General features: G+C 46.3%; 15 protein-coding genes and 13 tRNA genes. 25 read left to right on the forward strand and 3 right to left on the reverse strand.

Annotated features, from left to right (window positions below):
* The first annotated feature begins 187 nt into the window (after positions 1-187).
* The 8 genes from AC0YN6_RS20830 to AC0YN6_RS20865 all read left to right on the forward strand — a co-directional run bounded on the left by AC0YN6_RS20830 (position 188) and on the right by AC0YN6_RS20865 (position 1,019).
* A tRNA-Asn gene (locus AC0YN6_RS20830) sits at positions 188-263 on the forward strand.
* Between the two features lie 4 nt (positions 264-267).
* A tRNA-Thr gene (locus tag AC0YN6_RS20835) sits at positions 268-343 on the forward strand.
* A 41-nt stretch (positions 344-384) separates the two neighbouring features.
* A tRNA-Glu gene (locus AC0YN6_RS20840) sits at positions 385-459 on the forward strand.
* A 32-nt stretch (positions 460-491) separates the two neighbouring features.
* Positions 492-567: transfer RNA gene (locus AC0YN6_RS20845), tRNA-Val, on the forward strand.
* A gap of 9 nt (positions 568-576) precedes the next feature.
* Positions 577-651, forward strand: a tRNA-Gln gene (locus AC0YN6_RS20850).
* Positions 652-661: 10 nt separating this feature from the next.
* Positions 662-737, forward strand: a tRNA-Lys gene (locus tag AC0YN6_RS20855).
* Between the two features lie 19 nt (positions 738-756).
* Positions 757-839, forward strand: a tRNA-Leu gene (locus AC0YN6_RS20860).
* A gap of 97 nt (positions 840-936) precedes the next feature.
* Positions 937-1,019: transfer RNA gene (locus AC0YN6_RS20865), tRNA-Leu, on the forward strand.
* A 96-nt stretch (positions 1,020-1,115) separates the two neighbouring features.
* Here AC0YN6_RS20865 and AC0YN6_RS20870 read toward each other — a convergent pair.
* On the reverse strand, positions 1,116-1,607 hold the full coding sequence (locus AC0YN6_RS20870; protein ID WP_475749198.1) for a GNAT family N-acetyltransferase: 492 nt from the start codon (positions 1,605-1,607) through the stop codon (positions 1,116-1,118).
* Between the two features lie 594 nt (positions 1,608-2,201).
* Between AC0YN6_RS20870 and AC0YN6_RS20875 the strand changes: the two genes are divergently transcribed.
* The 8 genes from AC0YN6_RS20875 to ppc all read left to right on the forward strand — a co-directional run bounded on the left by AC0YN6_RS20875 (position 2,202) and on the right by ppc (position 9,858).
* Positions 2,202-4,628, forward strand: a complete 2,427-nt coding sequence (locus AC0YN6_RS20875) for a phosphodiester glycosidase family protein (protein WP_475749199.1) — start codon at positions 2,202-2,204, stop codon at positions 4,626-4,628.
* Positions 4,629-4,867: 239 nt separating this feature from the next.
* Positions 4,868-5,725, forward strand: coding sequence for an ABC transporter ATP-binding protein (locus tag AC0YN6_RS20880; RefSeq protein WP_475749200.1), 858 nt, complete (start codon positions 4,868-4,870; stop codon positions 5,723-5,725).
* Between the two features lie 319 nt (positions 5,726-6,044).
* Positions 6,045-6,119 (forward strand) — tRNA-Gly (locus AC0YN6_RS20885).
* 8 nt (positions 6,120-6,127) lie between these two features.
* Positions 6,128-6,204: transfer RNA gene (locus tag AC0YN6_RS20890), tRNA-Arg, on the forward strand.
* 35 nt (positions 6,205-6,239) lie between these two features.
* Positions 6,240-6,316: transfer RNA gene (locus AC0YN6_RS20895), tRNA-Pro, on the forward strand.
* Positions 6,317-6,331: 15 nt separating this feature from the next.
* Positions 6,332-6,405, forward strand: a tRNA-Gly gene (locus AC0YN6_RS20900).
* A 125-nt stretch (positions 6,406-6,530) separates the two neighbouring features.
* Positions 6,531-6,604, forward strand: a tRNA-Gly gene (locus AC0YN6_RS20905).
* A gap of 449 nt (positions 6,605-7,053) precedes the next feature.
* Positions 7,054-9,858 carry a phosphoenolpyruvate carboxylase gene (ppc, locus tag AC0YN6_RS20910; protein WP_475749201.1) on the forward strand — a complete coding sequence of 935 codons (2,805 nt, stop codon included), beginning with the start codon at positions 7,054-7,056 and terminating at the stop codon, positions 9,856-9,858.
* A gap of 159 nt (positions 9,859-10,017) precedes the next feature.
* Here ppc and AC0YN6_RS20915 read toward each other — a convergent pair whose 3' ends face one another.
* A complete protein-coding gene (locus AC0YN6_RS20915) occupies positions 10,018-10,800 on the reverse strand; it encodes a phytanoyl-CoA dioxygenase family protein (protein ID WP_475749202.1) in 783 nt (260 codons plus the stop codon).
* A gap of 200 nt (positions 10,801-11,000) precedes the next feature.
* On the opposite strand from AC0YN6_RS20915, the gene AC0YN6_RS20920 reads away from it, so the two are divergent.
* Positions 11,001-11,828, forward strand: coding sequence for a helix-turn-helix domain-containing protein (locus AC0YN6_RS20920; RefSeq protein ID WP_475749203.1), 828 nt, complete (start codon positions 11,001-11,003; stop codon positions 11,826-11,828).
* A gap of 109 nt (positions 11,829-11,937) precedes the next feature.
* Here the strand turns inward: AC0YN6_RS20920 and AC0YN6_RS20925 are convergent, their stop codons facing one another.
* Positions 11,938-12,786: a phytanoyl-CoA dioxygenase family protein gene (locus AC0YN6_RS20925; RefSeq protein ID WP_475749205.1), complete on the reverse strand. Its 849-nt coding sequence runs from the start codon at positions 12,784-12,786 to the stop codon at positions 11,938-11,940.
* Between the two features lie 129 nt (positions 12,787-12,915).
* Here AC0YN6_RS20925 and AC0YN6_RS20930 point away from each other — a divergent pair, with 129 nt between their 5' ends.
* The 8 genes from AC0YN6_RS20930 to glmM all read left to right on the forward strand — a co-directional run bounded on the left by AC0YN6_RS20930 (position 12,916) and on the right by glmM (position 21,459).
* The gene (locus AC0YN6_RS20930) at positions 12,916-13,815 is read left to right on the forward strand and encodes a helix-turn-helix transcriptional regulator (protein ID WP_475749206.1); all 900 of its coding nucleotides are present in this window, start codon (positions 12,916-12,918) and stop codon (positions 13,813-13,815) included.
* Positions 13,816-13,987: 172 nt separating this feature from the next.
* The gene (locus AC0YN6_RS20935) at positions 13,988-14,632 is read left to right on the forward strand and encodes a class I SAM-dependent DNA methyltransferase (protein ID WP_475749207.1); all 645 of its coding nucleotides are present in this window, start codon (positions 13,988-13,990) and stop codon (positions 14,630-14,632) included.
* Positions 14,633-14,827: 195 nt separating this feature from the next.
* The gene (locus AC0YN6_RS20940) at positions 14,828-15,952 is read left to right on the forward strand and encodes a S1C family serine protease (RefSeq protein ID WP_475749209.1); all 1,125 of its coding nucleotides are present in this window, start codon (positions 14,828-14,830) and stop codon (positions 15,950-15,952) included.
* A 321-nt stretch (positions 15,953-16,273) separates the two neighbouring features.
* Positions 16,274-16,840 (forward strand): RNA polymerase sigma factor SigW, encoded by a 567-nt coding sequence (gene sigW / locus AC0YN6_RS20945; protein ID WP_475749211.1) that lies wholly within the window; start codon positions 16,274-16,276, stop codon positions 16,838-16,840.
* A gap of 205 nt (positions 16,841-17,045) precedes the next feature.
* Positions 17,046-17,684 (forward strand): zf-HC2 domain-containing protein, encoded by a 639-nt coding sequence (locus AC0YN6_RS20950; RefSeq protein WP_475749212.1) that lies wholly within the window; start codon positions 17,046-17,048, stop codon positions 17,682-17,684.
* Between the two features lie 139 nt (positions 17,685-17,823).
* Complete coding sequence (gene cdaA / locus AC0YN6_RS20955; protein WP_475749213.1) at positions 17,824-18,666, forward strand: diadenylate cyclase CdaA; 843 nt, start codon at positions 17,824-17,826, stop codon at positions 18,664-18,666.
* Positions 18,659-20,056: a CdaR family protein gene (locus AC0YN6_RS20960; RefSeq protein WP_475749215.1), complete on the forward strand. Its 1,398-nt coding sequence runs from the start codon at positions 18,659-18,661 to the stop codon at positions 20,054-20,056. The genes cdaA and AC0YN6_RS20960 overlap by 8 nt, the downstream gene beginning before the upstream one ends.
* Before the next feature lie 62 nt (positions 20,057-20,118).
* Complete coding sequence (glmM, locus tag AC0YN6_RS20965; protein WP_475749217.1) at positions 20,119-21,459, forward strand: phosphoglucosamine mutase; 1,341 nt, start codon at positions 20,119-20,121, stop codon at positions 21,457-21,459.
* Positions 21,460-21,841: the final 382 nt, after the last annotated feature.

Here is a 21,841-nt window from a genome sequence, read left to right on the forward strand (position 1 = left end):
AATCGGTCGAGGGCTTATCCTAAACACGTTTGCCGTGACCCATACATCCGGTAGACAGCAGCATAAAAGGTTTTCAGCAAACCTTATCTTTCGTATCCAGTTTTCAGGGCGCAATACGCCTTGATATTCAACCGTGCCTATTTTGAAGTTCGATGCTTTGGTAATATGTCGAGTCAAAATACAATGTTCCCTGATAGCTCAGTTGGTAGAGCACTCGACTGTTAATCGAGTTGTCACAGGTTCGAGTCCTGTTCGGGGAGCCATTATGCTCTCATAGCTCAGTAGGTAGAGTGCATCCATGGTAAGGATGAGGTCACCGGTTCGAATCCGGTTGAGAGCTCCAGAAAACTTTCAACTGTAAGGACAAGCATCAATTTTTAGCATGGCCCGTTGGTCAAGTGGTTAAGACACCTCCCTTTCACGGAGGTAACAGGGGTTCGAGTCCCCTACGGGTCACCAAATTATTTTCACAAATAAGGCGCCTTTATTATGGACGCTTAGCTCAGCTGGGAGAGCATCTGCCTTACAAGCAGAGGGTCGGCGGTTCGATCCCGTCAGCGTCCACCATATCGCTCTTGGGGATTAGCCAAGCGGTAAGGCAACGGACTTTGACTCCGTCATTCTCAGGTTCGATCCCTGAATCCCCAGCCACTTATACTATGAGTCATTAGCTCAGTCGGTAGAGCACCTGACTTTTAATCAGGGTGTCGTAGGTTCGAATCCTACATGACTCACCATTTTCTTTACTTGATACGCGCGCGTATGGCGGAATTGGCAGACGCACTAGACTTAGGATCTAGCGGGCGACCGTGGGGGTTCAAGTCCCTCTACGCGCACCATCTTTAACACCCTTCATAGGGAAGCACTCTGTATGTCAACAGAGTAATGTAGGTGGAAGCCCTACAAAACATGGTTTAGCTTCAAAGAATCACATATGCGCGTATGGCGGAATTGGCAGACGCACTAGACTTAGGATCTAGCGGGCGACCGTGGGGGTTCAAGTCCCTCTACGCGCACCATACCATGAAGAAACCCTTGGCGAACAAGGGTTTTTTGCTGTCTATAAACATAAATATTGCCTCGTTAAACAAAACCTCATGTCATAAAATCAAAGTTCACGAATGATGTTCCATACCGTACAGCGCTTGTTCAGCACCATATCGTTGCAATGTACTTTCTAATTTCATCCCTAATTTCTCTAGGAGCTTGCAGGAAGATACATTTGCTGTTTGCGTTTCGGCTATTACTTTGCCAAGCTTTAACTCATGAAGGGCGTACAATAGTAGTTGATTAAGCACTTCCGCTGCATAGCCATTTCCCCAGCTTTGAGGCAGAAATTCGTATGATATTTCTTTATGTTTTCCGTCCGTGTGATTGTCTAGAGAGATAACTCCAATAAATTCATTGTTTGCTTTTAATCTAACCGTCCACGCTAATGACTCCTCTGTGCGGGAGCGATCTAAAGCCTCTAGAAACTTGTGCAATAGATGTTCCTCAGCGATAGTTCCTCCTAAGTATTTTCTCACTTCTTCATTGGTGTATAGGCTTCTCATATTCTCAAAATCGTTTTCTTGTAAATGTTCTAATTTGCATCTCGTTGTTTCCATGAAATATTGAACCTCCTTTTCCGTTATTGCATACAGGGCGTTAAGTTTAAACGAGGTTAATCGTTTGGGTGATTAATCGTAAATCGTATTATTAATTTATAGAAAGAAGTGATAGCAGCATTAAACGTACGTTATAAAGGTCTAGAAAATAGACCTAATGTACGCGGAAGCGACGGATATGAGCTCAAACGTGGATTGGCTGACGGAATAGATCTAGAAAGTAGATCTATTCCACAAACTAAGGCTTGTTTCAGTGAAATAGGTCTAGAAAATAGACCTATTGCTCGCGGAAGCGACGGATATGAGCTCAAACGTGGATTGGCTGACTGAATAGATCTAGAAAGTAGATCTATTCCACAAACTAAGGCTCGTTTCAGTAAAATAGGTCTAGAAAGTAGACCTATTGCTCGCGGAAGCGGCGGATATGAGCGATTTTTCCGTGATCGTATCATAGGATATGGAATTTTGACAAGCTATTCGTCTACTCAGCAAGAGTGACTACTATCCATATAATCCCTTCATTTTTACAATTAACCTGTCGATATAGTTCAATGGGACTAACTAGTATTTAAACAGGAGAAGGAGATAGGCATTATGTATCAACAGACAAGTAAATGGAGCATGAGAGTTTTAGCTATTCTAATTATAATAGCGATGAATGTCAGTTATATAGGAAGCAGTGAATTATCTTCTAATGGAGCTTATGGGGATAATGTGGTTTCCGCAGCAGCGGCTGACACAAAGGTTGCTTCTGCTAGCAAAGCAAAAATTGAATATTGGAGATTCACAGCAGAAGGAACCTTGTATCCACCGATTGCAATGCCAAACGGCAAGCTGCTTGTCGTAACTAACAATGGATGGGTATCTTTGATAGACAACGATGGGAAAGAAGTAAAACGAATAAATACATACTCAAAATTATCTGCTCCAGCTATAAACGATAAGGGACAGGTGTTTGTGGCAGGAACGGGTGCCAGACTTTTTCAGTATGATGAAGCAGGTAATGGCGGTCAGCAGGAGATCTTTTATTTTAAAGGGAAAAAGGAACAATTACAGTCATCAAAAATGGTAACTGATGCGGAAGGTACGCCTTATTTCACTTATCAGCATGCGATCCTATCGCTAACTGGTGAGGGAGGAAAGCAGGCAGCTCTACTTCCTGAGAATGTGACGGCTACGGAGCTGGTCGCAGGTAAGCGCGGCGTATATGTGCTGGGCAGCAACGGGATATTGTATGCCGTGCGCGGCGGTGCTGTTGTGTGGGAGGCGTCGCTTGAGCAGACGCTGCAAGGGGCGAAGCTGATCGCCGATCGAGTGAGCGGAGGCGTCATGCTGCTTGCGGGCAAAGCGTTGGCTGCGTATGAAGAGGACGGTAAAGTCCGCTTCACACGCGAGCTTGCGGCAGCGCCCGCAGGCGGCTGGACGTCCCCGGTGCGTATGCCCGGGGACACAGGGGCTGCCGTTGCCGCTGAGCTTAGCGGCAACGGCATAGCTGCGTTCCGCCTCGCAGACGGGGCGGAACTATGGCGCATAAGCGCCAGCGGGGCGGCCGGATTCGGCCCCGCGGCGCTGGCGCCGGACCTTGCTGCCGGCACGGTGCTGGCCGGCAGCCGTTCCGGCGCTGTGTACGCGATCGACGGCTCTGCCGGGTCGATCTTGTACACTTATCACGCCGCGGCGGTTCCCGCGAGCGGCGTGGCGCCGCTAGGCAGCGGACGCTTCGCTTATGCGTCCGCCAACAAGCTAATCGCAGCGGGGCCATTTCGCCCCGTTGCGGTAACCTATGCAGCAGCGTCGATTAAGCTGCCGCTGGGGACAAGGCTCCTGCTCACGGACAGGCTGAAGCTATCCGCTCCCGTCGCTGTAAGTTTTCGCTCAGACAATCCAGCGGTCGTTCGCATTAATGAAAGAAGCGTCGTAACCCCGGTTGCAGCTGGCAAAGCTAACTTATATGTAAAAGTTACAACAAGCGGCTACAAAGGGCAGCTGAAGCTTCCAGTTCAGGTTACGGCACCAGCTCTAAACCTAAAAGTGAAGCATGAATCCAAGAAGGTTGTTGCAGCAGGCAAGTCGTTTACCGTTCAAACGGTAACGATTCCAAAGGGAATGCCGGTTACTGCGGGTTTTGCGAGTCGAAAAGTAGGTGTCGTTCAACCGCTTCTCTCGATTGCCAAAGACTATGGAGCAGACGCTGCCATAAACGGTACGTATTTTAACGCTTATGAAGGCATACCGGAACCTTACGGAACGGTTATCGCAGACGGTAATGTGGAGCATATTGGCAACACAGGTACAGCGATTGGTTTTACATGGGATGGCACGGTAGTCATGGATACGCTTCGTGTTAAGATTTTAGGAGGAACGAATGGCTCCTTCAAATCACCAAACAACTGGTATGCGTACTTTATGAACCGCACACCTGCGCCAGGTGCATCCTCCGCGATTATGTTCACGCCTAAGCGCGGAGCCAAGCTTGGATTTGCCCTTGGTACAGCGGTAACTGTAAGCAACGGTGTAGTGACCAAAATAAGCAAAAAAGAGAATGTCAGCATACCGGCAAACGGATATGTCCTCGTCTATACAGGCTCTGAAGAGAAACTGGCAGCACGCTTTCAGGTTGGTACTAAGGTTGACTATAAAATTGAAATGACCAATGTGGCTAATGTTCCGATTAATTGGTCTCGCGTTCATACTGCAATTGGTGCCGGACCGAGGCTGGTGAAGGATGGGAAGCCAGCAGTTGATCCGGTAAAGGAAGGCTTTAGCAGTCCAAAAATATTAACTGATTCTGCAACAAGAAGCGGAATTCTTGTCAAAAAAGACGGAACCATTATTATCGCTACCGTACCTAGCGCAACGATCAAGCAATGGAGCCAAATCATGATTCAGCTTGGCGCTCAGCAAGCGATGAATTTAGATGGTGGAGCCTCCTCTGGTATGTATGCCCAAGGAAAGCTCATAACCGTACCTGGCAGACAGATTAGCAATGGGCTTGTATTTGGCACAAAGCTGAAATGGTGACTTCTTCTTAATTAATAAAAGCGGGGCTTTTTATATAGGGAAGTCTCGCTTTTTCTATATCAGGCAAATTCATTATCTTCCCGTATGCACGCTGCTAATATAGTCATTGACTTTTAATATGAGAAACATTATCATTATGAAATAAATGATAATCGTTATCAACATTCGTTACTAAACGAAATATAAATATATATTGAGAAAATGTCTGCCACTGGCAGCAGAAGGAGCGTGCAAATCCAATGATTCGTTTAACAACCTCGGGTCTAGATATTGCTTATGATGACCGTCTTATCGTTGAGAACTTAAACATTGCTATACCTCAAGGGAAAATTACGGCGCTTGTAGGAGCGAACGGTTCTGGTAAATCTACTATTTTGAAGACAATGGCCCGTATTATGAACCCCTCTAAGGGTAGTGTGCTTCTGGACGGTAAATCGATTCATAAGCAATCGACGAAAGAGGTTGCGAAGCAGTTGGCAATTTTGCCGCAAAATCCGACCGCGCCAGATGGGTTAACAGTAGCAGAGCTTGTTTCTTATGGCCGTTTTCCATATCAGAAGGGCTTTGGATCTATGAGCAAGGATGACCGCAGCATTGTGCAATGGGCTATCGAAGCGACTGGCATGACTGATTTTGCGGATCGTCCCGTCGATCATTTATCTGGCGGCCAACGCCAGCGTGCATGGATCGCGATGGCCTTGGCGCAGGAGACTGATATTTTATTTCTTGATGAGCCTACTACTTTCCTCGATATGGCGCATCAGCTGGAAGTTCTTCATTTGCTGCAAAAGCTAAACGCCGCCAACAATCGTACGGTTGTTATGGTTGTCCATGATTTGAATCATGCGACACGTTATGCTCATCATATGATCGCGATCAAGACGGGTGTTGTTGTTGGTGAAGGTACGCCAACTGAGGTTATGACACCAGATATTATGCGTGAAGTATTTAATATCGAAGCAGACATTGTGCCAGATCCTCGTACAGGTGTTCCGCTTTGTTTGCCGTATGCGCTTGCTGGTCAGCCAGCAGCTGACAAAGTAGAAATGATTAACCGCACTCCGTTGGAGAGACCGCTTGCGGCTGCAGGAGCTTAACAAGCTTATATTGCTTATATTGAAGCAAACAATCCGTGTTCCTTTGGGAATGCGGATTGTTATTTATATGCTGAATAATGTCGTAACTATGGTTTAGCGATTCGAATGGTGGAATAGGCTGCTCTTAATGTTGCTGGTCAAACAGGTGAAATTCCGCGTCATATCAGGCTTTTTACGTATATTGAACAAGTCGATTTAGGGTGATTTAAAATAATTTAAAACTTTTTTAAAAAAACAGTTGCATTTTGTTTTCAGGGGTGATATATTATTACTTGTCGCCGCGATGATAAACGAAACAAACGGCTGACAAAAATACCGTGCGGAAGTGGCTCAGCGGTAGAGCATCGCCTTGCCAAGGCGAGGGTCGCGGGTTCGATTCCCGTCTTCCGCTCCATAAATTGTGCGGCCTTAGCTCAGCTGGATAGAGCGTTTGACTACGAATCAAAAGGCCAGGAGTTCGAATCTCTTAGGCCGCGCCATTTTCCCAATCTTCAGACAAAATTCATTTACACTTCGGGACGTAGCTCAGCTTGGTAGAGCACCTGGTTTGGGACCAGGGGGTCGCATGTTCAAATCGTGTCGTCCCGACCATATTCATTTTTTCACGCGGGTGTAGTTCAATGGTAGAACTTTAGCCTTCCAAGCTAATAGCGTGGGTTCGATTCCCATCACCCGCTCCAACTAACTAAATTTAGAAAGCCTTGCTATGCAGGGATTTTTTTAATTTCTAATCTTTATGTACCTGGTTTGAGACCAGAGGGTCACATGTTCAAATTGTGTCGTCCCGACTATATTCTTTTTTTACGCGGGTGTAGTTCAATGGTAGAACTTTAGCCTTCCAAGCTAATAGCGTGGGTTCGATTCCCATCACCCGCTCCAACTAACTAAACTCCGAAAGCCTTGCGATGCAGGGCTTTTTTTTATTTTCTTCTTTTAATGAAATTACTAATAAGATAGTAAAAGGTACCACGGAAAGGTGATTGCGGTCTTTTTTTATAAATCTTGCTTGGTATTATATACTGGATAATATGCAAACTTTCGTTTGCTTTGTTCCAATAAATGACATGCTTGTCGTTCTTTGTTGATAGTTGTCAGTTTTTTCTGAATTATAATAGCTAAAGGCAAGCGGGTACCTGCTTCGCTCCTATTGGTTTGTTTTTGTGAGGATGGCTTTAGGGCTTCAACCCTGTAGGATTTTGTAGTATGATGGTAGAAGTCAAAAAAACGTTCATGTTGTACAAGCAAGCTTTCGTAGCGATTATTGCTTCGAAAAACAAGTAAATGCTTACGAAGCGATCATTGCTTCGCAAAAATTTAGGAGGAACAGTATGTCGGATCAATCTGCATCTACTTTGACCACAAATCGGCAGCAGGCTAACAATTTGTTGCGACGCGATGTCCGGTTTCTAGGCAACATTCTCGGTGAGGTTCTTGTCCATCAGGGCGGCCGCGAGCTACTTGAAATCGTGGAACAGATTCGTGAGCAAAGTAAATCTCTTCGCGCTGAATTTGTACCGGAATTATTTGATCAATTTAAAGGAAATGTATCTTCTCTAAACCCAGAAATACGTCATCAAGTCATTAGAGCTTTTGCTATTTATTTTCAGCTTGTCAATATTGCTGAGCAAAATCATCGGATTAGACGGAAACGTGATTACGAAGTATCTGCCGGTGAGGCGGTACAACGGGGTTCCATTGAGAGTGCGATACAAGATCTGAAGGAACGCGATATTGCAATCGATGAAGTTCGAGATATTTTGAGCAATATTTCGCTAGAGCTAGTAATGACTGCGCACCCGACCGAGGCGACTCGCCGTGCGGTGCTTGATATTCATAAACGGATTGCTGTAGATGTGATGGAGCTTGATAATCCAACACTGACATATCGCGAGCGCGAAAAGCTGCGTGAGAAGCTCATGAATGAGGTTCTAATTTTGTGGCAAACAGATGAGCTCCGTGACCGCAAACCAACCGTTATCGATGAAGTGCGTAACGGCTTGTACTATTTTGATGAGACATTGTTCGAAGTGCTGCCCGATGTTTATGAAGAACTTGAGCGCTGCTTGAGCAAGTACTACCCTGATGAGCACTGGCACGTGCCTGATTACTTGCGCTTCGGCTCATGGATCGGCGGCGATCGCGATGGTAACCCATCCGTGACAGCACAGGTAACTTGGGAGACGCTAACGCTGCACCGCCAGCTGGCGATTCGCAAGTATGAAGAAAAACTAGGCGAGTTTATGGATCTGCTCAGCTTCAGCACAAACCTCGTAGAGGTATCGGCTGAGCTTGTGGAATCGATTCGTTCGGACCGCGAGCATGTCGAGCTGAAATGCGTTGATTTATGGAGAAATACGACGGAGCCTTACCGTATTAAGCTTGGCTTCATGCTAGAGAAGCTTGCGAATACACGCGATGAATCGCTTAAGGGATCGGCAATGCGCTATAACCACCCTGAAGAGCTTCGTGAGGACTTGCTCGTAATTGATCGCAGCTTGCGTCATCATTTCGCTGATTATGTTGCAGATACAGCACTTGCTAAGTTAGTACGTCAAGTTGAGCTGTTTGGTTTCCACCTTATGGCACTTGATGTTCGTCAGCATAGCCAAGAGCATGAGAATGCAATGTCTGAGATTTTGGCGAAAATGAATGTAGCAGCAGACTATGCCTCACTTCCGGAAGAAGAGAAGACTGACCTGCTTCACCGTCTCCTTAACGATCCGCGCCCGCTTACTTCGGGGCATCTTGATTATTCGGAGTCTACGCGTGAATGCTTGAACGTGTACCATACGATTTATAAGGCGCAGCAAGAGTTTGGCGTTAATTGTATCTCAAGTTATTTGATCAGTATGACTGAAGCGGCTAGCGATATGCTTGAAGTTATGGTATTCGCGAAGGAAGTCGGCCTGTTCCGTAAGGAGTCAGACGGCACTATTCGTTGTACTCTGCAATCAGTACCTCTATTTGAAACGATAGATGATCTTCATGCGGCACCAGCTATTATGAAGCAGCTATTCGAAATGCCGATTTACCGTCAAGCGGTAGAAGCTCGCGGCAACATGCATGAAATTATGCTTGGTTATTCCGATAGCAACAAAGACGGCGGAGTTGTTACGGCGAACTGGGAGCTGCGCGTGGCGTTGAATGATATTACAGCTGCTGGCAAAGAGTATGACGTCAAGCTGAAATTCTTCCATGGTCGCGGCGGAGCACTTGGTCGCGGCGGCATGCCGCTTAACCGCAGTATTCTAGCGCAACCGCCTCATACTGTTGGCGGCGGCATTAAGATTACCGAGCAAGGTGAGGTTCTTTCCTCGCGTTATTCGATGCAAGGTATTGCATACCGCAGCTTGGAGCAAGCGACTTGGGCGCTTATTACGGCCGCTCGTCTGGCGAAATACCCAGAGCAAGCGCCGCAAGCAGAAGCTGAGTGGGAAGAAATTGCACGTTCGATTTCCGAGACAGCACTCGAGAAGTATCAGGATCTTATTTTCCGCGATCCAGATTTCTTGACGTACTTCAAGGAGTCAACACCGCTGCCTGAGGTTGGCGAGCTGAACATCGGTTCTCGTCCTTCTAAGCGGAAAAACAGTGATCGTTTCGAGGATTTGCGTGCCATTCCTTGGGTATTCGCATGGACGCAAAGCCGTTACTTGCTGCCTGCATGGTATGCAGCGGGTACAGCGATGAAGCAATATATCGGTGATGACGAGGCGAAGCTGAACACACTTCGTACAATGTATGAGAAGTTCCCATTCTTCCGCTCGCTTATTGATAATCTGCAAATGGCGCTTGCTAAAGCAGATTTGCTTATTGCGAAGGAATATGCAGATATGATTAAGGACAAAACGATCCGCGATCGTATTTTTGAGCAAATTGAACAAGAATACAAGCTGACGTCTGAGCTTATTCTAAGCGTCACTGGCCAAACGGAAATTTTGGATAATGTTCCTGTTATCCAAGAATCGATTCGTCTGCGTAACCCGTATGTCGATCCGCTTAGCTACATGCAAGTACAGCTGCTTACCGAGCTTCGTGCGCTTCGCGATAACGAAGAGGATGATCAAGATCTGCTCCGCGAGGTGCTTCTTACGATCAACGGTATTGCTGCAGGACTTCGGAATACAGGCTAACTTGAGGTAAATATAAAGTATTTAGAAAGCCAACCATGGTAATAACTGTGGTTGGTTTTTTTTCGTTGATGCAGCGGCGGTAAAGGGGGAATTTGAAGGCTGTGATTTCAACTAGAGACTACCCCCAAAAAAAACAGAGCAGTCTCAACATTCCAATATCTAAATTCCGAAATTCTCGCAGCCTAAGAAGCTCATATGGCGAGACGAATCATATTTAGGAAGCGGGAGATAATTGTTCGGTACGTCGCCCTTATTGCCTCGCAAGTGGTAAATAGGGTGATTTCCTTTCGTGACCAATGTACTCGTAGGAATATATCGAATGGTCAAACCGCAACGGCGCTTTGGAGACAGATTCGCTTTAGAGCCATGGATGATGTTCGGGTGATGGATGGAGACGCTTCCCGATTTTAATACGAGATCCACTGCTTTGGACTCATCGACGAATTTCTTCTCGATTTCCGAGCTCAGTACGTTATCGACTTCGAAGCTGCCTTTCATTTCCTGCAGTTGTAGACGATGTGTCTCGGGGATGACCCGCATGCAACCGTTCTCTGTTGTAGAGTCATCGACCGCAAGCCATAACGTAATGACTTTCATGGGTTCCAAGGGCCAATAGCTTCCATCTTGATGCCATAACACAGGCTGGCCGGTGAAAGCTGGTTTACAAATGTAATGGGAAGCAAACAAAGCAATATCTGGTCCGATAAAGGTTTGCGCGATATCCAATAGCCGGTCATCGCTTATAAGCCGCAGCCAGAATGGATCATCATGAATCAAATTAGTATGAAGCTGCTCTGGACGAAGATTCGAATTTTTATTGATCAGCCATTGCACATGCTCCTTAGCTTCCCCCATCAGCTCCGCATCAAGGACATCTGGAAAAGTAAGATACCCCTTATTCTCGTATTCATTGTGCAATTCTGAGGTTATTAAGTCTGTCATCGTCATCTTCTCCTTTAACTATGGTTAAATATCATCTTCTCTTTAAATTTATTTCAATTTCACCTTCCAGTCTTTGTACCTTCATGCCCTTGTTTTGTATCAGTACGCCATCCTATAATTAATAGGAATTATAGAACGGAATGGAGGCGTGACCCATCAACATCAATCAACTCAATTCGATGATTCACGAGCTCCGAGGCTTGGAGGCTGCATATCATGTACATTATTGGGGCAGTATCTCTGAGCATTACACCCATGCTCTCCATAAGCATTCCTTCTTCGAGATCTGCTATGTCACCCGAGGCGATGGATTTTATCTAGATAACGGCATTCGGTATACGTTGCACCCTGGCGACATGTTTCTCTCAAAGCCAGGCGTATGGCACTGTATTGAAGGCGGAAGCTCTGGCATCGGGCTCGTATATCTTGCATTTGAATTAATAGAAGAATTGTCGGCTTCCGATATCGTAAGCGGATATCGCCGATTATTGAACAACGAACGGGTTTACGTGCCTTCAGAAACCCCGTCCACTGCCGCCTCGTTATGGAAGACATTGATGGATGGTGAATTTAATGGCTTAGGCAATCAACAATTGCTGCAGCATATCGCCCTGTCATTGATCTTATCCCTATTCCAGTTATTTCTTAATGAGGATAATCCTCAAAGAAAAACATCTATGCCAAGCGAATCCGTCATACTATATCAGGCGAAGTTATATATAACCGACAATTTATCGATACGGATTAAGTTTCAGGATCTAGCCAAGCATTTGCATATTTCGGAAAGGCAGCTTTCCCGTCTCTTTAAGGAAGAGCTAGGAGAGAGCTTCTCGGAATATTATCTTAAGGCCAAAATCCATGCAGCTAATTCTCGCTTGGAAACGACCGGATACTCATTAAAGCAAATTGCCGAATCGTCTGGGTTTTACTCCATCCACCATTTTACGAAAGCGTATAAACAAGCTACCGGTTATACCCCTGGACAATGGAGAAAAATGAAACAAATGGAGAGACGGCTCGAACACTAGTCGATCATGAAAAAGGCGTAATTGCATAAAAAATGCACCCCCTAGAATTTTATCGGATAAACCTGAGGGGGTTTTCCAATGTCTATTCTAAGGGGTGCACTTCCTTCAATTATGCCGTTTCGCCTTTTTTGTGAGTGATCGGGAACATGTCTCCCTGAACGATATCGCCATCTTTGCCGCCTGAAGCAATAAATTGTTTAATCGATAAGTACATGTGTCGCTCATCGTACCGAAAGCGTGTTTCGCCGGTCATTAAGTGAAGCGCCGACGAGCGGCGTACCCGGTCCGAAATGTTAGGTCCGCTTCCGTGTAATGTCAAGCTGTGATGGAAGCTGACTTGACCCGCTTTCATAACGATCGGCGCAGTCCGAAACACTTGTCCCGCAGGCACGTTCATACCATTTTTTTGATTATCTAAATTTTGTTCGTAAAAGTCACTGCCATTTAGCAGCCCCCAGTGGTTGCTGCCCGGCACCATCATCATGCAGCCATTCTCTTCGTCAACGTCATCGTAAGCTACCCATGCAGTAAGCAGCGTCTCTGGGTTCTGAAAGCACTTCCAATACGTATAGTCCTGATGCCAACCGACGTTTGAAGCATGTCCTCCTGATCGTTCAGGTTTATGCAGAAGCTGATCGGCCCAGAAACGGATTGTATCGCTCTCCGTCAAAGCAGCGGCAATCTCTCCGATCACCGGATCGAGGGCGAGTGCACGGATCGTTAAGTCAGCATAGCTCGCCATATCTGTTTTGCGAAGCGTTTTCGGGTGACCTTTTTCGTAGCTCCAGATGGCTTCGGGAGGCGTTCCCGTTTCGAATTCGTTCCGGTAAACTTTCTCCATTCTTTCGCGAAGCATGGACAGCCTTTCATCGTCGATAATTTTTGGAGACACCCAGTAGCCATTTTCCTTGAAAAATTTAACGTCATCTTGCGTCGGTATTCCATTTGCATTTGGCACTTCAGCTCATCCTCTCGGCGCGAGTTCACTCTCGCTTATAACATCATTATGATTTGATGCGGGACATTCTGTCTTTGTCTGAAAATATTTAATTTATCCGATTGTATGATAATATTACAATAAAGGTTGGTGATTACTTTCAATCCTATGTTCGTTTGTCCATTTGTACGATTCGCGATTCGTGTCCCCTTGCTCGCGGGCGATCGGCATGGTCCACGGATCTGTTATGTCCCCTCCCTGTATCTCATCGAGTCCGGCTGTGGCAGCATCATCTACGAAGACCGCCCGAATATACGGTTGCAGCCAGGAACTTTGTTATTTATCCAGCCTGGCGTAGCCCACACTTGGGAGGTGGATGTGGATAGTCCACTCACGTTTCGTTGTGTATTTTTCGAATGGACCTATCGATTGAAGACAGGGATACGGATTCCCAATGATTTATTGTGTCAATGTTCCGAGAAATCAGATGATCGTTTGACCGACGTACAGCTCGAATGTGGGATTCCTTACTCGTTAGTCGTGGATTCAATTAGCATATGGAAAGGATTGTTCGAGGCGGTAACGTCTGAGTTCGAGGTGGTATCTCCCGATTTAACGGTTCTCGATCACGAGAATTATCCGAATTCACTAGCCATCACTGGTCATTTCAACCTCCTGCTTCACCAAGTCTATCGGCTAGCTAGGCGTCAATCCGATATTACAGATCCGCGCATTACCAAGCTGATAACATCGATGGAACGGCTGGCAGGTGGTGAATATGAAGACGTCGAGGGTTGGGCGGATAAGCTTGGACTTAGCCGCAGCCATTTCCATGCGCTTTTCCGGACGCATACCGGCTTTACGCCCAAATGGTATTGGAATCGGTGCCGTATCAACAAAGCCAGGAACGACCTGCTAAGTACGAACGATACGGTAACGATGATCGCCGAACGGTACGGTTTTTCCTCGGTTCATGCCTTTACCAAATTGTTTCAAAAGATGGAAGGCGTAGCTCCGACGGTCTTCCGCCGTCAATATCGATTGATCTAATGAATAACAATAGAAAAGTCAGTCACGGTGCCTACACCGCGGCTGGCATTTTTTTGCGTTAGGAGAAGTTATTCTGTCGCAGGAGCGTACCAATTCTCATATGCTGAATAAATACATGCTTAATTCCATGAATTTAGTAGGAATTAGACCTTTTTGAAGGGTGGATAAGGCGATGGGAAGAGAGTTTATCGATCTGTTTGACCATTGGGCGGAACAGTATGATCAAACGGTAAGCGGGCATGACAAGGAATATGAGGAGGTTTTCCGAGGCTATGACTCCATTCTCGAGACAGTAGCGGATCTCTCCTATGGTACAGTGCTTGAATTTGGCCCCGGAACGGGCAATTTGACGGAGAAGCTTCTTCGGCAGTGCAACAGCGTTTATGCAGTTGAACCGTCGTCAGGAATGCGAAAGGAATTTGCAAAAAGAGAGTTGAATGCTGTGCTGCTGGATGGCGATTTTTTACAGTTCCCGTCTATTCCGGTTCAACTGGATACAATCGTGAGCACATATGCCTTTCATCATTTGACAGATACGGAGAAGGAGCGGGCTGTCGCTTTTTACAGCACACTGCTTGGAGAGCGGGGACAACTTATTTTTGCGGATGGTGTTTATGAGAATGAAGAATCACGCGAACAAATCAAGACCGACGCAGAGCAAGCAGGTTATTTGAATCTGCTTCAGGATTTGCAGAGCGAATACTATACAACGATTAATGTGCTCGAAAGAATATGCAAAGCCAATGGCTTCGAAGTCTCATTTCAGCAGCTTAATCGTTATGTCTGGCTGATGCATGCTAGAAAGGAATCCGTTTAAGGTGGTGGTATTTACGGCAAACGGGTATGGCGCATGAGCACCGATGGAGAATGGTTGCGTTAGGCCGGGATTAGCTTATCCGCCTAAGCACCATTTTCTTATGTTCATTTATAAACCGCTTAAGTTTCGTTTAAGGTACATCCTGCATGATAGGTACATAGGGAACAGCAACCTACCATTGAGAGGATGATAGTGATGAACGAGGAAAACAAACGCACGAATACGAGCGATGATACTTATATGCGGAATACGTCGAACCATACATCGAATGAAGTGAACCGGACTCCTGTCACTGCTTATATTTATGAATCTAACAAATCGACAAATGAGCTTAGAGCATCTTATGAGAGGGAGCTTGAGCTGCGAGAGAGTAGGATCAGTTCGGACAAAGATAAAAAAAATCGTTCGAAACGCGCAGGGGGCAGCTCTTTGAAAACGCTGCTTGCTTCGTTCTTGATCGGTGCGTTCGTCATTGGCGGGCTCTCTTACATGGCGGATAAAAACAATCTGTTCACAGGCAAGGAGCAGGCGATGCAGAGCACAGATCCCAGTGTAGTTAGCTCAGCACAGCAGGAAGCGGGCTTGACTAATGTATCGTTAAATACAAGTGAAGATATTGCTGCTATCTACGCAGCAGCAAGTCCAGCGGTAGTGAAGATAGAAAACTATGCAGAGCCTGCACGTTCGAACTCGATGTTCGATGACCCGCGTTTTCAACAGTTTTTTGGAGACGGGCAACAGCAGCAAGAACAGGAGCAACGTTCTGCTGAGCTGGCTCTGGTAGGTTCAGGTACTGGATTTTTCTTTGAGCAGGATGGTTATATTCTGACCAACGAGCATGTTATAGCCGATGCGAAAGAAGTTAAGGTTACCGTCCAAGGCTATGATGAGCCGTTAACGGCTAAAGTGCTTGGTTCGAGCTACGAGCTGGACTTGGCGGTATTGAAGGTGGAAAGTCCGGATGGCAAAGCATTCCCAGCGCTTAAGCTCGGAAACTCAGATCAGACACAAATCGGTGACTGGGTCATCGCAATTGGCAATCCATATGGCTTTGATCAGACACTGACTATGGGTGTGCTAAGTGCGAAAGAGCGTCCAATCACCATTGCAGACGAGGAAGGTAATCACGATTACGAGCATTTGCTGCAGACAGATGCATCCATTAATCCGGGCAACTCCGGAGGACCGCTTCTCAATGAGAAGGGGGAGGTTATCGGCATCAACACGGCGGTTAATGCTGAGGCGCAAGGCATTGGCTTTGCAATCCCGACTACGACGATCACGAAGGTGCTGGAGCAGCTTAAAACAAATACCCTCTAATTAAATTGAGGCGCAATATGAGAAAACGGTCTGGGAGCATATGTCTCCTAGACCTTTTTCGTTCTGATTTATACGATTCCTAGCCAAAAGTCTGAAAACAACTAGTCTAAGGTCGATTGCTGACTGCAGATCAAACCGATATAATTATTAGACCGAAAAGTAATTATAGCAGTGTATATTGGAAGTATCTTTCTCAATTGTCTTGCTTTTTCAGTTCATGTGCATTACGATTTTTCTAGTGCATGGCATTGAGAACATGATAATCGCAAAAAATAGAGCAAGGCGATCAACCGATCGAATGGAAGGTTTGGAGGAGTTTAGGTGATTGTATTGGAAGCACGCCTAGCGAAATTATCGCTTAAAGGCGATCAGCAGGCTTTTGCTGAGCTTGTAGACCTCTATCAAGACAAGCTCTTTCATATGGCTTATCGAATGTTAAACAGTCGCCAGGAGGCGGAGGATGTTGTTCAGGATACCTTTCTTCGCGTTTACAAAAACCTGGATAGATATGATGAAACCTTGAAATTTTCTACATGGATATATAGAATTGCTACGAACTTATGTATTGATCGCCTGCGTAAGCGCAAGCCGACTTATTCGCTGGATGCGGAGTCATCCGAACATGAAGGACTTGATGGTTATTCGATGATACCAAGCGATAATCGGACGCCTGAATCAGAGCTTCTTCTGTCAGATACGCAGCGAATTATTCATGCCGCTATCGCATCGTTGCCCCCGAAATATAAGAGCGTGATGACGCTTAGATATATGCAGGATCTGTCGCTGCAGGAGATTGGCGACGTGATGGATATGCCGGTCACAACAATCAAGACCCGTGTTCATCGCGGAAGAGAGTTTCTTCGGAAGAAGCTCGAGCATAAACTATAAAGAAAAATAAAAACACGATTCGTCAAAGGAAGGCCATGTCATGGACATAGGCTTCTTTTTGGGAGAAATCCAGGTTTAATCTCTACTTGTAAAGATTACTTATACGAATTCGAAAAAAAGTGAAACATCCTTCTTGCTAACAACGTATCCTAATAGCGAGATAAGAACTTAATGCGCGAGCAACTGAAAGAAAGGACTGGCTGCTATGAATTGCAACGTCGCTATCGTATGGATGCATGATTATTTGGACGGCGAGCTGCCGCGTGAAGATATCGTAACGTTAAAATCTCATTTGCTTTCCTGTCCCGCTTGTCGCAGCCGGTTTGAACAGCTCCAGATTACGGACGCCTCGGTGTTCCAGACTTTAGAAGCGGTTAAACCTGCGGCGGATTATGACAAGAAGGCATCGGAGCTTTTGAACCAGCGAATTATGGAGCAGCTGCCGAAGAAGAAGAGTTTGCAGAGAAACGGAATCGTACGTTTTATCTATCGGTACCCCGGAGTCACTGCCGCTGCTGTGTTTGTGCTGGTTATGTTAGGCAGCTTCTTCACGATGTGGGAAGAGGATACCAAGCTGATTGTAGCTGGCGAGGATCTTCAGCAGGTCATTATAGAAGGTAATACAGTCATTGTACCCGAGGGTGCTCATCTAACGGGTAACTTGACCGTTGAGAACGGAGTAGCTGATGTTAAGGGCGAGGTTGATGGTAACGTAACCGTTATTGACGGCACCTTGAATTTAGCTTCTACTGGTCATATTGCGGGGCAGAGCAGAACGATCGATCAAGCACTTGATTGGTTCTGGTATAAGGTTACGCAAACTTTTGGCGGTAACGCTCGTTAAAGTAAGCTGCCTCCCTCTTGTAGGGGGGCATTTTTTATTTTTTTTGAAAAAAAGGATTTCCAATCCCATATATAGAAAATAATAAGGTTGAAAACCGAAATTAGATAAGAATAAGGGGACGGCTGTTGGGGGTTGGCATATGAGTTATTTCTCGGATTTAACATGGCATGACTATATAAAGGACATCATCGATGTTGGCATAGTCAGTTTTATTATTTATAAAATGATTTTGCTTGTGCGCGGAACCCGTGCAGTTCAGCTTTTGAAAGGGATTTTTATTCTCGTTGCGGTATGGGCGATCAGTACTTGGTTCAATCTGTATACGCTCAAATGGCTAATGAATCAGATGTTCACATTCGGAATCGTGAGCGTGCTCATTATTTTCCAACCAGAGCTTAGACGTGTATTGGAGCAGCTCGGCCGTGGTAAGCTGTTTGCGCGCTCCTTCTCACTCGATCGGGATGTCGTTAATGAACAAATTGACGGCGTCATTAAGGCTGTACGATTTATGGCCGAACGAAAGATCGGGGCGTTAATCGTATTTGAGCGAAGCACAGGACTTAGTGAATTGATTGAATCAGGCATCCGCATGGAATCAAAAATTACATCGGAGCTGCTGATTAACATTTTCACACCGAATACACCGCTCCATGACGGGGCTGTCATTATTCGGTCTAATCAAATTATGGCCGCGGGCTGTTATTTGCCTTTGTCCGAGAATCCTTTTATAAGCAAGGAGCTTGGAACACGCCACCGTGCTGCCATTGGAGTGAGTGAGGTAACAGATGCGGTATCGGTAACTGTCTCGGAAGAAACGGGGCAGATATCATTATCGCTTGGCGGTATGATTGTAAGAGATATTAATGAGGAATCGCTGATCTCGAAGCTCTTTGATGAGCTGACGCCGAAGACGAACGGTCGCACGAAGGAACGTGTAACGATCTCGTCGCTCTGGAAGCGGAAAGGAGGCCGTGATGGATAAATGGCTTAGTCACCCTACCTCACTCAAAATCATTTCCGTTATTGTCGGATTGCTGCTCTGGGCTGTTGTACATATTGATCCTGACACATCACCACAGACGGCCACATCGAATATTGATACAAAAACAATCGAAGCATCGGTTATTACGACAGATGGTTTAGATACAGATAAATACGTGCTTACAGCAATGGAGCCTACCGTTGTTCGGCTTGATGTGCAAGGAAGGCTCACCGTTTTGTTCAATGCTTCTTCGGTAGATGATTATGTCGTTAAGGTGGATTTGCGGAACGTAAAAGCAGGCATTCAGGAATTGCCCCTGACTGTAAAACTGCCAAAAGGGGTTACGCTTGTAGAGATGTCGCCTCGTACCGTTACGGTACAGATCGAAGAAATTGTAACGAAGACATTCGAGCCTCAGGTTGTGGTAGAAGGAAAGCCTGCTGAAGGTTATATTGTCGGCGATGCGACCATTGTCGCTCCAACGACAGGCGTTGAGATTACGCTGCCTAAGGATGATATGAACAGAGTCGGAGCTGTAACGACAGAGATTAATGTCGAAGGCGCAGATAAATCGGTTGTGAACAAAAAGTCGAAAGTTGTCGTATATGATATAGATGGAATAGAAATGACGAATGCGATCGTCTCTCCGGAAACGCTGCATGTCGAAGTCAAGGTAACGCCTCCCCTCAAGCAGCTGCCTCTGCAGGTGCGCTATACGGGTACATTGCCTGATGGACTAAGCTTAGTGTCAGTGAAGCCTGCAATCGATAAGGTGACGGTTTACGGCGAACAGAAGGTGTTAGACGGACTCCAGGTTTATGACGGGGTCGTGCTTGATCTCTCGAAGGTGAAGCAGACAGGAAACGTCAAGGTGAAGACGGAATTAATCGATGGCATTAAAGGGATTGATCCGGCAGAGATAACGCTGGAGGTCGTTGTCGCTCCAGTAGTGACTAGAACCTTTAAAGGAATGGATGTTGCGATAGAGGGTACTGCTGAAGGGGTGTCCGCTGCAATCAAGACACCGGCGGATGGAAAGATAGATTTAACCGTTAGCGGTGCAGAACCGGTGCTGACTGCACTTAAAGCTGATGCAATCAGCCTGATCGCGAATATAGAGGGTCTAGCGCCTGGAACACATGTCATCACGCTTCAGGTCGATGTGCCCGCCTATGTGCAGCCAGTACTCGCTGATGGGCAAACATTGACTGTAACCGTTGAAATCACAGACGACTCGATTCCAGGGTCGGGTGGTGAAGACTCGGAGGAGGTCGGAGGCACTCCGACAGAGGAGTCTCCGCCGCCTACTGGGACACCGCCTCCGGATACCAGTGAGGAGACTGGCGATGGAGACGGCAACGCAGCAGGCGGTTCGCCTGCGAATCCTTAAATAACAGAGCAGAATAATTTAAAAATAACGAAAGCAATATATGATAAAGGAGCTTTTTAAATATGGGGAAATATTTCGGTACTGACGGTGTTCGGGGCGTTGCGAATCGCGAGCTGACACCTGAGCTAGCATACAAAATCGGTCGCTGCGGCGGCTATGTTCTTACACATAAGGCTCACAAGCCTAAAGTAGTAATCGGGTTAGATACACGTATCTCCGGTCCAATGCTTGAATCAGCACTTATTGCAGGTTTATTATCGATTGGCGCAAGTGTAGTACGTCTAGGTGTCGTATCCACACCAGCAGTTGCTTATATTACGCGTGAGTTGAATGCTGACGCAGGCGTTATGATATCCGCATCACATAATCCTGTAGAGGATAACGGCATTAAATTTTTCGCTGGCGACGGCTTTAAATTGTCGGATGATACCGAGCTCGAAATCGAGCGGTTAATTGATGCTCTAACTGATGAATTGCCGCGTCCTGAGGGCGGGGATATCGGAGCGGTATCAAGCGATAAAGGCGCTAAACAGCGTTATTTGGATTATTTGAAAACAACGATCAAAGGCGATTTTAAAGGTCTGAAAATCGTGTTGGACTGCGCGAACGGCTCCGCTTACGAGCTGGCTCCTTCTGTATTCCGCGAGCTTGGAGCGGACATTATTACAGTTGGCGCTGAGCCGGACGGTTTGAATATTAATGCTGGCGTTGGTTCGACGCATCCTGAATATTTGCGCGAGCAGGTACTGGCACATGGGGCAGACCTTGGGCTTTCTTTTGACGGGGATGCTGACCGCCTTATTGCCATTGATGAGAATGGTGAAGAAGTAGACGGTGACTTTATTTTGTGCATCATCGGTGATGCGATGAAGCGGGCAGGCAAGCTTAAGGAAGATACGGTTGTTACGACGGTTATGGCGAACATCGGTTTCTTCAAGGGCGCGGAGCGCATTGGTCTGAAAACAGCGCAAACAGCAGTAGGCGACCGTTACGTAATGGAAGAAATGCGTCGCGGCGGGTTCAACCTAGGCGGCGAACAATCCGGCCATGTTATTTTCCTAGATCATATTACGACTGGTGATGGCATTCTTACAGCGCTGCAGCTTGTTGATACGATTGCAGCTTCCGGCAAGAAGCTAAGCGAGCTCAAAGGGCTTATGCGTAAATACCCGCAAAAGCTTGTGAACGTACGAGTAGCAGACAAGAGCTTGTATCAAGGCAATACCGCGATTGAAGAAGCAGTTAAACGTGTTGAACTTGAGCTTGGCGACAACGGCCGTGTGCTTGTTCGTCCATCTGGTACCGAGTCTTTGATTCGCGTCATGGCTGAAGGACCGGAGAAAGATCAGGTTGAAGCTTACGTGGATCAAATAGCTGATGTCGTTAAACGTGAACTAGGTTAATCCTAGAGAAAATAAGGTCGAGGGCTTGTCGGTTCTTGGAGCCGACAGGCCTTTTTGCGTATTATTTTGGGAAATGTTTGCATCTATTTTCGACGAAAGGTTGCATACCAACTGGAAAATGAATATGATAGGTAGTGTGATTCAAGAAGGAAAGCGAGGATCGAGGTTAAACAATAGATTAAGCGCCAGAGCTTGCGTGATGAACGATCGGTGGTAGAGCGGGAAAAATTGCTTGAAGCGGGTGTTCATACGGGAAGCTGACGAGGTGAAGGTGTTCGAAACATTCGGCGGGGACCTTCCGGTATTACAAGCCAACCGAAAGCTGTTACGTAAAACGTCCGGGCGACCGGTCATACAATCGTGCAGCAGGCTTCGATTATTC

This window comes from Paenibacillus sp. J22P15 (genome assembly GCF_056269345.1).

Bases quoted from the DNA above. Each gene is read 5' to 3' on its own strand.
- AC0YN6_RS20870 (WP_475749198.1), bottom strand. From the start codon at position 1,607: ATGGAAACAACGAGATGCAAATTAGAACATTTACAAGAAAACGATTTT.
- AC0YN6_RS20875 (WP_475749199.1), top strand. From the start codon at position 2,202: ATGTATCAACAGACAAGTAAATGGAGCATGAGAGTTTTAGCTATTCTA.
- AC0YN6_RS20880 (WP_475749200.1), top strand. From the start codon at position 4,868: ATGATTCGTTTAACAACCTCGGGTCTAGATATTGCTTATGATGACCGT.
- ppc (WP_475749201.1), top strand. From the start codon at position 7,054: ATGTCGGATCAATCTGCATCTACTTTGACCACAAATCGGCAGCAGGCT.
- AC0YN6_RS20915 (WP_475749202.1), bottom strand. From the start codon at position 10,800: ATGACAGACTTAATAACCTCAGAATTGCACAATGAATACGAGAATAAG.
- AC0YN6_RS20935 (WP_475749207.1), top strand. From the start codon at position 13,988: ATGGGAAGAGAGTTTATCGATCTGTTTGACCATTGGGCGGAACAGTAT.
- AC0YN6_RS20940 (WP_475749209.1), top strand. From the start codon at position 14,828: ATGAACGAGGAAAACAAACGCACGAATACGAGCGATGATACTTATATG.
- AC0YN6_RS20950 (WP_475749212.1), top strand. From the start codon at position 17,046: ATGAATTGCAACGTCGCTATCGTATGGATGCATGATTATTTGGACGGC.
- cdaA (WP_475749213.1), top strand. From the start codon at position 17,824: ATGAGTTATTTCTCGGATTTAACATGGCATGACTATATAAAGGACATC.
- AC0YN6_RS20960 (WP_475749215.1), top strand. From the start codon at position 18,659: ATGGATAAATGGCTTAGTCACCCTACCTCACTCAAAATCATTTCCGTT.
- glmM (WP_475749217.1), top strand. From the start codon at position 20,119: ATGGGGAAATATTTCGGTACTGACGGTGTTCGGGGCGTTGCGAATCGC.